This window comes from Sphingomonas silueang, from assembly GCF_040049155.1.
Classification (GTDB): Bacteria; Pseudomonadota; Alphaproteobacteria; order Sphingomonadales; family Sphingomonadaceae; genus Sphingomonas; species Sphingomonas silueang.
In genome coordinates, this window is sequence record NZ_JBDZDK010000006.1 from 112,301 (window position 1) to 125,625 (window position 13,325).

The window sequence follows — 13,325 nt, forward strand, 5'->3', positions numbered from 1 at the left end:
TCTCGACGATGCTCGCCACGAACGGTCGAGGGGTGAACCACCCGTTCAGCTGCGCCGGATCAGCGCCCGCGCCAGACGGCGGTCCTCCAGCGAGTAATAGAGCCAGATCGCGCCCTCGCCATCGACCACCACCGATGCGGCAAAGGCGATGTCGGTCGCCCCGCGATCCTCGGCGGGCGGCGGCGTCACCAGCGGCTGGATGCCGCGCGCCACCACCCGCGTATAGTCGGGCGAGAAGGCGACCCAGCCGATCCGCCAGCGCGCGTCGCGGGTCGCGCCGTTGTAGAACATGACCGGCATGTCCGGATCGTCGGTCAGCAGCGGGCCGGTGGACAGGTGCCAGTCGTCCCAGCTGTCGCTGCGCGGCATGAACGGCGTCGGCTGTTCGTCCCACGGCCCGGCCACATCCGTGCCGATCGCGAGGCCGATGCGCGACGCCTCGTCCGCGGCATATTCGTAGAACAGCCGCCAGCGCCCGTCGGGCGTGCGATCGACCGTCGCCTCCTTGGTATTGCCCTCCGACTTGGACGAGGCGAGCGCGACCCCGCTCTTGGTCAGCGCATCGAGGGTCGGACCGCTGGCATAGGACAGCTCGCCATGCGCATGGTCGGCCAGCACGCCCGAATAGTAGACGACATAGCGGTCGGGCAGGCGCACGACCGTCGGGTCCTCCACGCCGCCCGCGTCGTGCGCGTCGGGGCCGGGTACGATCGACGGCGCGTCCAGCATCGTGAAGCGCCGCCCGTCGTCGCTCCACCCGGCCCAGATCACGCCGGTATCGGTCAGCGGCTCGTCCGGCCGCACCACTGCGCGCACCATGATGCCCCAGCGTCCGTCCGCCTCACGCCAGACATAGGGGCTCATCAGGTCGCGCCCCGTCAGCGCGGGCGGACCGTCCAGCACCACCGCCTCGATCCGCTTCACGTTGAAGTCGAGGTCGAGCATGTCCTGCGTCACCGCGTCCCGGCGATGCGGATCGGCGATGTCCTGCCCCATGGTCATGCCCCCAGCGCCTGCATCAGCGACAGCCCGCCGTCGATCACGATCCGCGCCCCGGTGATGTAGCGCGCCCTGTCGGAGGCGAGGAACACCGCGAGGTCGGCGACCTCCGATGCCTGTCCGGCGCGACCCAGCGGGATGTTGCGCTCCAGCGTCCGGCGATAGGCCTCGTCGGCGGAGGCGCGGGCGTTCATCGGGGTCAGGATCATCCCCGGCTCGATCGCATTGACCCGGATGGCGCGCGGCGCCTCCTCGATCGCCAGCGTCTCGACGAGGTTGGAAAGCCCGCCCTTGGCCGCGCAATAATCCGCCCCGCCCGCACGCACCGCATAGGCATGGATCGACGAGATATGCAGGATCGCAGCATCGCCCGTCCGCTCCCCCCGCCCGGTCAGGAACCGGCGCGAGGTCAGGAACGCGCCGGTCAGGTCGGTGTCGATCAGCCGCCGCCACTGGGCAAGCGCCATGTCGCGGACAGTAACGCCGGTCATGTTCAGCCCGGCGGAATGGACCAGCACGTCCGCCGGTCCCCATGCCGCCTCGACCGCCGCGAACCCGGCATCGACCGATGCCTCGTCGTCGACATGCACCTGCACCGTCATCGCCTCGCCGCCCGCCGCGCGCACCGCATCGGCGCTGGCATTCGCGGCGGCTGCGTCGGCGAAGTAGCAGACCGCCACCCGGTCGCCCGCCGCCCCGAACGCCTTGGCACAGGCGGCGCCGATCCCCGATTCGCCGCCCGTCACGATCACCACCCGGCCCGTCATCGCATCCGTCCTCATCACTGGTCCGGGGGCGGAACGACCGGCGGGGGAATTGGCTTCAAGCCGCTATTCGACCGTCACCGATTTCGCGAGGTTGCGCGGCTGATCGACATCGGTGCCCTTGGCCACGGCGACGTGATAGGCGAGCAGCTGCACCGGCACCGCATACACGATCGGCGCGATCAGCGGGTGGACCTTGGGCATGGTGATCGTCGCCACCGCCCCGTCGCCCGCCGCCTGGATGCCGTCATAGTCGGAAATCAGCACCACCTTGCCGCCGCGCGCCTGCACCTCCTGCATGTTGCTGACGGTCTTGTCGAACAGCGGGCCGGACGGCGCGATGACGATCACCGGCACATGCTCGTCGATCAGCGCGATCGGCCCGTGCTTCATCTCGCCCGCGGCATAGCCCTCGGCATGGATATAGCTGATTTCCTTGAGCTTGAGCGCGCCCTCCAGCGCCAGCGGATAATCGGTGCCGCGTCCGAGATACAGCACGTCGCGCGCGCCCGCGATCACGCCCGCCATCTCGGCGATCGATTCGTCATACGCCAGCGCGCCGTTGATCGCCGCCGGCGCCTCCGACAGATGCCGCACCAGCGCGCGCTCCTCGCTCTCCGACAGCCGCCCCTTGGCCTTCGCCAGATTGGCCGCGAGTGCCGCCAGCACCGCCAGCTGACAGGTGAACGCCTTGGTGGAGGCGACGCCGATCTCCGGCCCGGCATGGGTGGGCAGCAGCAGGTCGGCCTCCCGCGCCATCGTGCTGGTCGGCACGTTGACGACGGCGGCGATCACCTGCCCCTCGGCACGGGCATGGCGCAGGGCGGCGAGGGTATCGGCGGTTTCGCCCGACTGGCTGATGACGATCATCAGCCCGCCGTCCTCCATCACCGGCGCGCGGTAGCGGAATTCGGAAGCGACATCCAAGTCGACCGGCACCCGCGCGAACTGCTCGAACCAGTATTTGGCGACCATCCCGGCATAGAAGCTGGTGCCGCAGGCGACGATCGTCACCCGCTTGATTCCCGACAGGTCGAAATCGGGGATCGGCAGCGCGACCTTCCCGTCCAGCCGGTGGAGATAGGCGCGCAGCGTCTGCGCGACCACGATCGGCTGTTCGTAGATCTCCTTCTGCATGAAGTGGCGGTGGTTGCCCTTGTCGATCAGCGCGCCGGTGACGCCCGAGATCGTGACCGGGCGGTCGACCGGCGCGTTCGCCCGGTCGTACACCTGCGCGCCGTCGCGGGTGCAGACGACCCAGTCGCCTTCCTCCAGATAGGCGATGCGCTGCGTCAGCGGCGCCAGCGCCAGCGCGTCGGAGCCGAGATACACTTCGCCCTCGCCATAGCCGACGACCAGCGGCGAGCCGAGCCGCGCGCCGATCAGCAGGTCGGGGTGGCTGCGGAACAGGATCGCCAACGCGAACGCGCCGTGCAGCCGCGGCAGCACCGCCTTCACCGCATCGGCCGGAGCGAGCCCCGCCTCGACCTGTTCGCTCACCAGATGGGCGACGACCTCGGTATCCGTCTCGCTGGTGAACACGCGCCCGCGCGCCTGCAGTTCCTCGCGCAGCGGCTTGAAATTCTCGATGATGCCGTTGTGGACGACCGCGACTTCGTCGGTGGCATGCGGGTGGGCGTTGTTGGTGGTCGGCCCGCCATGCGTCGCCCAGCGGGTGTGGGCGATGCCGACGTCGCCGGGCAACGGATGCGCCGCCAGTTCGGTCGCGAGGTTGCGCAGCTTGCCCGACGCGCGCCGCCGCTCGATCGCATCGCCGTCGATGGTGGCGATCCCCGCCGAGTCATAGCCGCGATATTCGAGGCGCTTCAACCCGTCGAGCAGCCGGTCGGCGACGGCTTCGGTGCCGATGATCCCAACGATTCCACACATTGCCTATACTCTCCGGAGCGGGTGCTCGATTATGCCTGTTTCGCGGCCTTGGCGGCCTTGCGGCTGGCGCGGAAGCGGCCGGCCCAGCCTTCGCGGTCGGTGCGCTCGGCGCGGACCATCGCCAGCGCGTCGGCGGCCACGTCCTTCGTCACCACCGATCCGGCGGCGACGATCGCGCCCGCGCCGATGCGCACGGGGGCGACCAGCGCGCTGTTCGATCCGACGAACGCACCCTCGCCGATCTCGGTGCGGTATTTGAAGAAGCCGTCATAGTTGCAGGTGATCGTACCCGCGCCGATGTTGACCCCGGCGCCGACGGTCGCATCGCCCAGATAGGTCAGGTGATTGGCCTTCGCCCCCTTGCCCAGCACCGCGTTCTTCACCTCGACGAAATTGCCGACGCGGCTGTTCTCGCCCAGGACCGCGCCGGGGCGCAGGCGGGCATAAGGGCCGACATCGGCACCCGTAGCGACCGTCGCGCCCTCCAGATGGCTGAAAGCATGGATGGTCACGCCGTCCGCGATCGTGACGCCGGGGCCGAACACCACGTTCGGCTCGATCGTCACGTCGCGCCCGATCACCGTGTCATATGCGAACCAGACGGTATCGGGTGCGATCAGCGTCGCACCCTCCGCCATTGCGCGGGCACGACGCTTCGCCTGCCACGCACCCTCGACCGCCGCCAGTTCGGCGCGGCTGTTGATCCCCGCCACCTCGTCCGGCTCCGTCTCGATCACCACCGCGCGGCGACCGTCGGCGATCGCCAGCATGACGATATCGGGGAGGTAATATTCGCCCGCCGCATTGGCGTTGCCGACCCGTTCGAGCAGCGGCCACAGGTCCGCCGCGCGCACCGCCGTCACCCCGCTGTTGCACAGCGTCACCGCGCGTTCCGCTTCGGTCGCGTCCTTGTATTCGATCATCTTGGCGATGGTGCCGTCGTCCCCGGCGATGATCCGGCCATAGGCGGCGGCGTCGGCGGGGCGGAAGCCGAGCATCGCGACGGCGGGTGCGTCCGCCGCCTCCAGCCGTGCCGCCAGCCGCGCGACCGTCTCGGCGGACAGGAGCGGCGTGTCGCCGAAACACACGATCACCGTGCCGTCGAACCCGGCCAGCACATGCTTCGCCTGCAACGCGGCATGGGCGGTGCCCAGCCGTTCGTGCTGCCACGCGATCTCGACGCCGTGTCCGGCGACCGCCGCCTCCACTTGCTCGCCCCATGCGCCGACCACCACGACGCGGCGGTCGATCCCGGCCTGCGTCAGGCTGCCGAGCAGGTGCAGCAGCATCGGCCGCCCCGCGATCGGGTGCAGCACCTTGTGCCGGTCGGACTTCATGCGCGTGCCCTGCCCGGCGGCAAGGACGATCGCGGCGATCGCTTTGGCTTCCATGGGCAGCGCATCTGACACAGCGACCTTGCCAATTCCATATCGCGAACGGCAAAGCGGGCGACATGACGAAGATTTCATTCGCGATCGTCGGCTTCGACCTCGACGGGACGTTCGTCGACACGAGCGGCGACCTGACCGATTCGGTCAACCATGCGCTGGCCGATGCGGGCCGCGCGCCGCTGACGCGCGACGCGGTGATCCCGATGATCGGCGGCGGCGCGCGCCACATGCTGGCGCAGGGGATGGCGGCGACCGGCGGCTATGACGATGCGGCGCTCGATCGCGGCTATCGGCTGTTGCTGGAACATTACGAAGAAAACATCGCGGTCCATTCCCGGCCCTTTCCGGGCGCGATGGCCGCACTCGACGCGCTGGACGCACAGGGCGCGAAGGTCGCGATCGTCACCAACAAGCTGGAAAGGCTGGCGAAAAAGCTGCTCGGCGAACTCGGCATCGCCGACCGCTTCGGCTGCATCCTCGGCGGCGACACGCTGGGGCCGGGCATGGCCAAGCCCCATCGCGCGCCGATCGACGCGATGATCGAACGGCTGGGCGGCGGCCCCGCCGCCTTCGTCGGCGATTCGCATTTCGACATCGACGCGGCGCGGAACGCCGGCATCCCGGGAATCGCGGTATCGTTCGGCTTCCTGATGCAGCCGGTCGCGGACCTCGGCGCCGATGCAGTGATCGATCATTACGACGAACTGCTGCCGACGCTCGCGCGGCTGGGTCGCTGAGGGAACCGCCACGCCCCCTCGCACGCTCCTGCGGAGCGTATCGCAACCGAAGGACCTGACCCATGAACCGTCCCGCCGCCCTCGTCACCGGCGCTTCGTCCGGCATCGGCCTGAGCTTCGCGCAGCATCTGGCGCGCACCGGCCATGACCTGATCCTCGTCGCCCGGCGCGAGGACCGGCTGCGCTCGCTTGCCGACGAACTGACCGGCGAACACGGCATCGCGGTCGAGGTGCTGGTCGCCGACCTCGCCGACCCCGACGACCTCGATCTGGTCGAGGCCCGGTTGCAGCACGGCGAACCCGTCGACCTGTTCGTCAACAATGCGGGCTTCGCCGCCATGGGCAAGGTGGGCGAAGGCGACCGCGAGGACATGACCGACATGCTGCTGCTGAACGTCGTGGCGTTCAGCCGCCTTGCCGATGCGGCGATGGCGGGGATGAAGCGCCACGGGCGCGGCACGATCATCAACGTCGGGTCGGGCACGCTGTTCACCAAGCTGCCGGGCTATGCGGGCTATGGCGCGTCCAAGGCCTATGTCGCCTATTACACCCGCGTGATGCAGGTGGAGGCGAAGGACAGCGGCATCCGCGTGCAGTTGCTGATCCCCGGCGTCACCGCCACCGATTTCCACCATGTCGCGGGCAAGAGCATCGACGACTTCCCGCCCGAACGGGTGATGGAGGCGGACGATCTGGTCGTCGCGTCGCTGCGCGGCCTCGAACTGGGCGAGGCGGTGTGCATCCCCTCGCTGCCCGACGTCGCCGACTGGGCGGCGCTGGAAGCCGCCGAGGCGAAGATCGCGCCCAACGCCTCGCGCGACAGGGTGGCGGAGCGGTATCACGGCTGAGCAGGTGACGGGGTGCTTGCTGCCCCGCTTCGTCATTCCCGCGAAGGCGAGAATCCATAGGCGCCGACGATCCGGCCTATCGCAAGCGATAGCGTCTATGGATTCCCGCCTTCGCGGGAATGACGTCCGTGGCACCTGCCCATCCCGTCCCGACGCATTTTGCCGGTAGCAATTGTTAAGCCCCGCGCGGTAGGCAGGCGGCGTGACCGGACAGCCCGAGGAAGCCGATGCCTGAGCGCAGACACCGCATCGCGATCGTGTTCGGAACCCGGCCCGAAGCGATCAAGCTGTTCCCGCTGATCCACGCCCTGACCGATCATCCGCGGTTCGAGGCGCGGGTGATCGTCACCGCGCAGCACCGGGCGATGCTCGACCAGGTGCTCGACTTCGCCGGGGTCCGCCCCCATGTCGACCTGAACCTGATGACGCCCGGCCAGTCGCTCGACGGCCTGACCGCACGGCTGCTCGACGCCCTGGGGCCGGTGTTCGATGCCGAACAGCCCGACCGGGTGATCGTGCAGGGCGACACCACGACCGCGATGGTCGCCGCGCTCGCCGCCTATTATCGCAAGATACCGGTCGGCCATGTCGAGGCGGGCCTGCGCAGCCACGACATCTACCAGCCATGGCCCGAAGAGGTGAACCGCAAGATCGTGGGGTCGATCGCCGACCTGCATTTCGCGCCGACCCGCACCGCCGCCGACGCGCTGCTGGCGGAGAATGTGCCCGCGGACCGCGTGCATGTGACCGGCAACACCGTGATCGACGCGCTGCATCTGGCACGCGCGCGCCTCGCCGCCGATCCGGGGCGCACCGCCGCGCTCGACCCGCTGGCCGATCGGTTCGCGGGCAAGCGGGTGGTGCTGGTGACGACGCACCGGCGCGAGAATTTCGGCGGCGGCATGGCGGCGATCGCCCGCGCCATCGCCCGGATCGCCGCGCGCGACGATGTGGGCGTGATCTTCCCGGTCCATCCCAACCCGCAGGTCCGCTCCGTGATGGACGAACTGCTGGGCGGCAATCCGCGCGTCGCGATGATCGATCCGCAGGACTATCCCCATTTCGTCCGCCTGCTCGACCTGTGCCACCTCGTCCTGACCGATTCGGGCGGGGTGCAGGAGGAAGCGCCCGGCCTCGCCAAGCCGGTGCTGGTGATGCGCGAGACGACCGAGCGCCCCGAGGGCGTGATGGCGGGCACCGCCAAGCTGATCGGCGCGGACGAGGACCGCATCGTCGCCGAGGTCGCGATGCTGCTCGACGACGACGCCGCCTATGCCGCGATGGCACGCGCGCACAATCCCTTCGGCGACGGCCATGCCGCGGCCCGCATCGTGGAGATCCTCAATGGCTGACGTTCCTCGCTACGACGTATGCGTCGTGGGCCTCGGCTATATCGGCCTGCCGACCGCCGCCGTCGTCGCGCGGTCGGGCGCGCGGGTGCTGGGCGTCGATGTCAGCCGCCATGTCGTGGAGACGGTGGCGCGCGGCGCGATCCATATCGAGGAGGCCGATCTCGACACGCTGGTGCGCGACGTGGTGGCGCTGGGCCGCCTCGCCACCGCGACCGCGCCTGCCCCCGCCGACGTGTTCGTCATCGCGGTGCCGACCCCGTTCGGGCCGGGCCATGTGCCCAACCTGTCCTATGTGCTCGACGCCACGCGCGCCATCGCGCCGGTGCTGGTGCCGGGCGATACGGTGATCCTCGAATCGACCTCGCCGGTCGGCACGACGGAGCGCATCCGCGACCTGATCGCCGAACTGCGCCCCGACCTCGCGCTGCCGGGCGTTGCCGCGGCGCCCGACATCGCCGTCGCCTATTGCCCCGAACGGGTGCTGCCGGGGCGGATCATCCTCGAACTCGTGTCGAACGAGCGTTCGATCGGCGGGATCACCCCGGCCTGTGCCGAAGCTGCCTGCGTCTTCTATCGCCGCTTCGTCGAAGGGGCCTGCACCGTCACCACCGCGCGCACCGCCGAAATGGTCAAGCTGGTCGAGAATACCAGCCGCGACGTCGCGATCGCCTTCGCCAACGAACTGTCGATCGTGTGCGACCGGATGGGGCTGAACGTCTGGGACGTGATCGACCTCGCCAACCGCCATCCGCGCGTCAACATCCTGAAGCCCGGCCCCGGCGTCGGCGGGCATTGCATCGCGGTCGACCCGTGGTTCATCGTCGATGCCGCGCCCAGGGACACGCCGCTGATCCGCACCGCGCGCGAGGTGAACGACGGCAAGGTCGATCACGTCGTCGCCCGCGCCGCCGCGATGCTCGACGCCGCGCCGGGTGCCCGCGCCGCGCTGCTCGGCCTCGCGTTCAAGGCGGATATCGACGACCTGCGCGAAAGCCCGGCGGTGAAGGTCGCGGCGGCACTGATCGCGCGCTACGGCGACCGCATCGACCTGGTCGAGCCCTATGTCACCGCGCTGCCGACCGCGCTGGCGGGGGGGCGGCTGGTGCCGCTGGAGGCGGGGCTGGCCGACGATATCCTCGTCGTGCTGGTCGATCACAGCGCGTTCCGCAGCGTGCCGGTGTCGGCGCGCGCGGGCAAGCAGGTGTACGACACGCGGGGGATGTGGCGCTGAGCATCGCCCCTGCGGCGGCCCGTCCCGTCACCGTTCGTGTCGAGCGGAGTCGAGACACCGGGCACATCGCTCGCGGCACGTCCCTCGACGATGCTCGGGACGAACGGACGGGTTGACGCTCGGGCAAGGCGCGACTTACCCCCGCCGCCACTTCACCCACAGATGCCGGGCCAGCAACAGCGGCGGCATCCGCAGCCAGTGCGAGCGGACGTAGAAGGCGAACGCGGTGCCCCGGTGCCGCGACCGGCCCCAGCCGTCCCGCGCCAGCAACCGCCGCAGGAACCACCGGTCGCCCGCCCGCAGCGCGAACCCCGCGACCGGCGTGGCATAGACCGCCTTCGCCAGCCGCAACGCGCGCGCCACCACCTGCGCCAGTTCGTGCCGCGCCGCCCGCCTCATCAGCCGATCGACGAAGGCGGCGTCGCGCTCGGCGAACTCGCGGACCAGCCGGTCGATGTCCCACAGGTTGCGCAGGCCGCCCGCCAGATCGCCGTCGGCCAGCAGGTGCGCGGCGGCATGGACCACCATGTCCTCCGGGCACAGTACGAACAGCCCGTTCTCCAGCGGCACCGCTTCCGCGACCAGCGCGGCGGCATCGGGCGTCGGTCGGGCGGTCGGCGGCAGGATGGTGTGATGCACGTCGATCATCCGGTCGCTGTCGATCCGCACCATCGGCGGCAGTTCGTGCATCCAGCGGCGGTAATAGGCGTCGTCATACGGGTCGGGCTTGACCCATTCCCAGCCGCCGTCGAGCAGCGCCGCCTCCGCCGCATCCAGCGACGCGCGCGACACTAGGATGTCGAGGTCGCCGATCGACCGCCCCCGCCCCGCGTCCAGCCCGGCGGCGACATAGGCGCTGCCCTTCAGCAGCACGACCGGCACGCCCAGCGGCGCGAGCACCCGCCGCGCCACCTCCGCCTCCCACAGCGCCGCCGTCCGCTCCGCCGCGCTCGACACGGCGGCATCGGCAAGGACGCGCGCCACCGCGGCGGGGATCGCCAGCCCCCGCAGCTGCACGGCAAGGCTGCCGATCAACCGCTCCGCCCGCGCCGCCGCGATCACGCCGTTCCAGCCGTCGCCGTCGAGCCGGTCGGCGCTCGCCGGATCGGCCAGCAGCATCGCCAGCAGCCGCGCGCTCATGCGAGGTCGTCCCACAGCGCCTCGACCAGCGCGATCGCGCTGTCGGTATCGGGATAGTCGATCGCCCGCACCGGCACGCGCTGCGCGAGCGCGGTCAGCGCATCGAACCCCGCCTCGCCGAGCATGCCATAGTTGGTCGACGCCTGGGTCAGGCGCACGAACGTCTCGGCCGGGGCGAGCGCGCGCACCTCGACCGCCGGGCCGAAGGTCGGGAACAGCAGCAGCGCGGGCACGGCGGGCACGTCCATCGCCGCGATCGCCCGCGCATCGGGGACGAGATGGCGGATATCCCCCTTGGGCGTCCCCGCCAGCAACGGCCCGAACCGCCCCTGCGGCGCGGCGCGTTCGATCACGCCGATGCTCCGGTTCTTCAGGCTGACGAGCCGGGGAAAGCCGAACGCCCGTCCGCTCGCCGGATCGATCAGCACGAACTCGTCGCCCAGCAGCCGCCAGCCGCGCGTCATCAGCAACGCGGCGAGCGTCGACTTGCCCGCCCCCGACACCCCGGTCATCAGCAGCGTCCGCCCGTCGCGCTCGACCGCCGAGGCATGGAGCAGCAGGTGCCGCCGGTGCCCCAGCGCGACCTGCAGGTTCATCGCCATCTCGGCGGCGAGCAGCCCCTGCGCCAGCGGCAGCGGCGCGGCATCGGGCAGCATGAAGTCGCCGCCGATCATGACCGCGGGCCGGACGAATCGCCGCCACGGTCGCGCCGCGAACAGGCGGACGGTGAAGTCGGCGATCCCGTCCGCCGGTGCGGGATAGTCGCGGTACAGGTCGCGCAGCTGCTCGACCGGCTGTCGCCAGTCGCTGCCGATGCGGAAGCCGACCGGCCCGATGCGGAGCTGCGCGACGTGCCTCACCGCCGTTCGACCAGCCCGATCGCGGCCAGCTCCTCCAGCCGCGCCGCCACCGCCGCCGCGTCGGCATCGGGCAGGTCGTAGCGCAGCTGCAACGCCGCCAGCAGTTCGGCGGCGCTCAGCACCTGTTCGCCCAGCGTATCGAGCATCTCCGGCACCGGCGGGGCCACCACATGGGTCTGGCCGGAGGCGCGGTGGTAGACCATGGCCAGGTCGTCGAACGCCACGACGCGCAGCCCCCCCGCACCGGGCGCACGATATCGCACGGGCACGTCGCCGCCGCTAGCGCCCGGCGCGATCGGACGAATGCGCCGCCATGCTAGCCGCGCGGCATCTGGAGCGAGGCGAAACAGGTATAGCCGCTGGTGCCCGGTTGCAGGCGACGGATATAGTTCAGATACGCGCGCGTCTGCTCGCGATCCGCGCCGGGCAGGTTGTTGCCGCTCTTCGACGCATCGCGCACTTCCTCGGCGGTGAAGGGCCGCCGGGCGCCCGGCACCGAATTGCCCGTGCCGCGATCGACGACCTTGCCGCCCGGCGTGATGTTCCGGCCCGCATTGGGCGGATCGGGCACCGGAATCTGGCAGTTCATGATCGACGTCTGGGTCTGCGCCAGTGCCGGGCGGATCGACACGACCGCAGAGGCACCCGCCGCCCCGATCAGCAGCGTGCGGCGGGCAAGCGTCGCGGGCGTCGCGTCCCCGGCGGGCGCGCTCGGGGGATCGATCGGATCGTCGGCCATGCCGCCATTTTCCCCGACATCGCCCCGCCATGCAATCGCAAAGACACGCACCGCCCGTACCGGCGTGAACCGTCCCGGCCTGCAAAGGCTGGCGCAGGCCGGGACATGCGCCTAATCGGGGCGGCATGGAAGGTTTCAGCCCCCGCCTGCCGCTGGGCATCGCGATCGTCGTGGTCGTGGCACTTGCGGCGATCCTGCTCGGCGCCGGGGTCAATGCCGGTGCGGTGATGCTGGTCGGCGGGATCGTCGCGGTGTTCGTCGCCGGGCAGCATGGCGATGCGCAGGCCGCGCCCGAATCGCCCGATCCCGCCCGTGCCCATGTCGCCGCCGCGACCCAGGCGGCGATCGATGCGATCGACGAGCCGGTGCTGATCGTCGCGGGCGGCGGCGTGTTGTCCGCCAATCCCGCCGCGCGGTCGCTGCTCGGCCAGCATATCGTCGGCGGCGACGTGCGCCTCGCCATCCGCCATCCGGCCGCCGCCGAACGGCTGCTCGGCAATCGCGACGACGGCGATCCGGTCAGCCTCGTCGGTCTCGGCGCGCGGGACCAGAGCTGGGAGATGCGGGTGCGCCCGTTGCGCGACGGCCACCGCCTCGTCCATCTGGTCGATCGCACCGGCAACCGCGCGACCGAGCGGATGCGCGTCGATTTCGTCGCCAACGCATCCCACGAACTGCGCACCCCGCTGGCCTCGCTGCTCGGCTTCATCGAGACGCTGCGCGACGAGGCGGGCGAGGATGCCGCCGTGCGCGAACGCTTCCTCAAGGTGATGAACGACGAGGCGCGCCGGATGCAGCGGCTGATCGACGATCTCATCTCCTTGAGCCGGATCGAGGCCGAGAAATACCGCCCGCCCGACCAGGCGGTCGACCTGTCGGCGATGATCGCGCGGGTATGCGAGGAACTGAGCGCGGGCAACCCCACGCGCGGGCGCGACCTGACGCGCGACGTGGCGGACGGCGTGCAGGTGATCGGCGACCGCGCGCAGCTGTCGCAGCTGCTGCACAACATCGTCGGCAACGCGATGAAGTACGGCCGCGCCAACACGCCGGTCGAACTGCGCCTGCACCCCAACGGCACCATGGCCGAACTGGTGGTGCGCGACCATGGCGAAGGCGTGGCGATCGAGCATCTGCCGCGCCTGACCGAGCGCTTCTACCGCGTCGATTCGGGGCGCAGCCGGGCGCTGGGCGGCACCGGCCTCGGCCTTGCCATCGTCAAGCATATCGTCGAGCGGCACCGGGGACGGCTCGACATCGGCAGCGTGGTGGGCGACGGTACGACGGTCACGATCCTGTTGCCGCTGGCCCCTGTCATCAAGCCGTAACGCAATAGTAACACAGGGCAATCGAGTGCAGCAGTCGCGCAATGCC

At 70.5% G+C, this 13,325-nt stretch carries 13 protein-coding genes; 5 read left to right on the top strand and 8 right to left on the bottom strand.

Going from position 1 to position 13,325, the window contains the following annotated elements:
* Positions 1-45: 45 nt before the first annotated feature.
* The 4 genes from ABLE43_RS08275 to glmU are packed head-to-tail and all read right to left on the bottom strand — an operon-like array spanning position 46 to position 5,044.
* Positions 46-996: a glycoside hydrolase family 130 protein gene (locus ABLE43_RS08275; RefSeq protein WP_348978123.1), complete on the bottom strand. Its 951-nt coding sequence runs from the start codon at positions 994-996 to the stop codon at positions 46-48.
* A gap of 2 nt (positions 997-998) precedes the next feature.
* Positions 999-1,781 carry an SDR family NAD(P)-dependent oxidoreductase gene (locus ABLE43_RS08280; RefSeq protein WP_348978017.1) on the bottom strand — a complete coding sequence of 261 codons (783 nt, stop codon included), beginning with the start codon at positions 1,779-1,781 and terminating at the stop codon, positions 999-1,001.
* Positions 1,782-1,829: 48 nt separating this feature from the next.
* Complete coding sequence (glmS, locus tag ABLE43_RS08285) at positions 1,830-3,653, bottom strand: glutamine--fructose-6-phosphate transaminase (isomerizing) (protein ID WP_348978018.1); 1,824 nt, start codon at positions 3,651-3,653, stop codon at positions 1,830-1,832.
* A 29-nt stretch (positions 3,654-3,682) separates the two neighbouring features.
* Entirely contained in the window at positions 3,683-5,044 is a 1,362-nt protein-coding gene (gene glmU, locus ABLE43_RS08290) for a bifunctional UDP-N-acetylglucosamine diphosphorylase/glucosamine-1-phosphate N-acetyltransferase GlmU (RefSeq protein WP_348978019.1), read from the bottom strand.
* A gap of 62 nt (positions 5,045-5,106) precedes the next feature.
* Between glmU and ABLE43_RS08295 the strand changes: the two genes are divergently transcribed.
* From ABLE43_RS08295 to wecC, 4 genes are all read left to right on the top strand, one after another.
* Complete coding sequence (locus ABLE43_RS08295) at positions 5,107-5,781, top strand: HAD-IA family hydrolase (RefSeq protein ID WP_348978020.1); 675 nt, start codon at positions 5,107-5,109, stop codon at positions 5,779-5,781.
* A gap of 62 nt (positions 5,782-5,843) precedes the next feature.
* Complete coding sequence (locus ABLE43_RS08300; protein WP_348978021.1) at positions 5,844-6,629, top strand: SDR family NAD(P)-dependent oxidoreductase; 786 nt, start codon at positions 5,844-5,846, stop codon at positions 6,627-6,629.
* A gap of 227 nt (positions 6,630-6,856) precedes the next feature.
* Positions 6,857-7,981: a non-hydrolyzing UDP-N-acetylglucosamine 2-epimerase gene (gene wecB / locus ABLE43_RS08305; RefSeq protein ID WP_348978022.1), complete on the top strand. Its 1,125-nt coding sequence runs from the start codon at positions 6,857-6,859 to the stop codon at positions 7,979-7,981.
* Entirely contained in the window at positions 7,974-9,212 is a 1,239-nt protein-coding gene (gene wecC / locus ABLE43_RS08310; RefSeq protein ID WP_348978023.1) for a UDP-N-acetyl-D-mannosamine dehydrogenase, read from the top strand. Before wecB ends, wecC begins: the two co-directional genes overlap by 8 nt.
* Positions 9,213-9,347: 135 nt before the next feature.
* On the opposite strand, the gene ABLE43_RS08315 is transcribed toward wecC, so the two are convergent.
* The 4 genes from ABLE43_RS08315 to ABLE43_RS08330 are packed head-to-tail and all read right to left on the bottom strand — an operon-like array spanning position 9,348 to position 11,951.
* Positions 9,348-10,352, bottom strand: coding sequence for a nucleotidyltransferase domain-containing protein (locus tag ABLE43_RS08315; protein WP_348978024.1), 1,005 nt, complete (start codon positions 10,350-10,352; stop codon positions 9,348-9,350).
* Positions 10,349-11,212, bottom strand: coding sequence for an HprK-related kinase A (locus ABLE43_RS08320; protein WP_348978025.1), 864 nt, complete (start codon positions 11,210-11,212; stop codon positions 10,349-10,351). Before ABLE43_RS08320 ends, ABLE43_RS08315 begins: the two co-directional genes overlap by 4 nt.
* Positions 11,209-11,475: an HPr-rel-A system PqqD family peptide chaperone gene (locus tag ABLE43_RS08325; RefSeq protein ID WP_348978026.1), complete on the bottom strand. Its 267-nt coding sequence runs from the start codon at positions 11,473-11,475 to the stop codon at positions 11,209-11,211. Before ABLE43_RS08325 ends, ABLE43_RS08320 begins: the two co-directional genes overlap by 4 nt.
* A 53-nt stretch (positions 11,476-11,528) precedes the next feature.
* Entirely contained in the window at positions 11,529-11,951 is a 423-nt protein-coding gene (locus tag ABLE43_RS08330) for a hypothetical protein (RefSeq protein ID WP_348978027.1), read from the bottom strand.
* Positions 11,952-12,076: 125 nt separating this feature from the next.
* On the opposite strand from ABLE43_RS08330, the gene ABLE43_RS08335 reads away from it, so the two are divergent.
* On the top strand, positions 12,077-13,279 hold the full coding sequence (locus ABLE43_RS08335; protein ID WP_348978028.1) for an ATP-binding protein: 1,203 nt from the start codon (positions 12,077-12,079) through the stop codon (positions 13,277-13,279).
* Positions 13,280-13,325 lie beyond the last annotated feature (46 nt).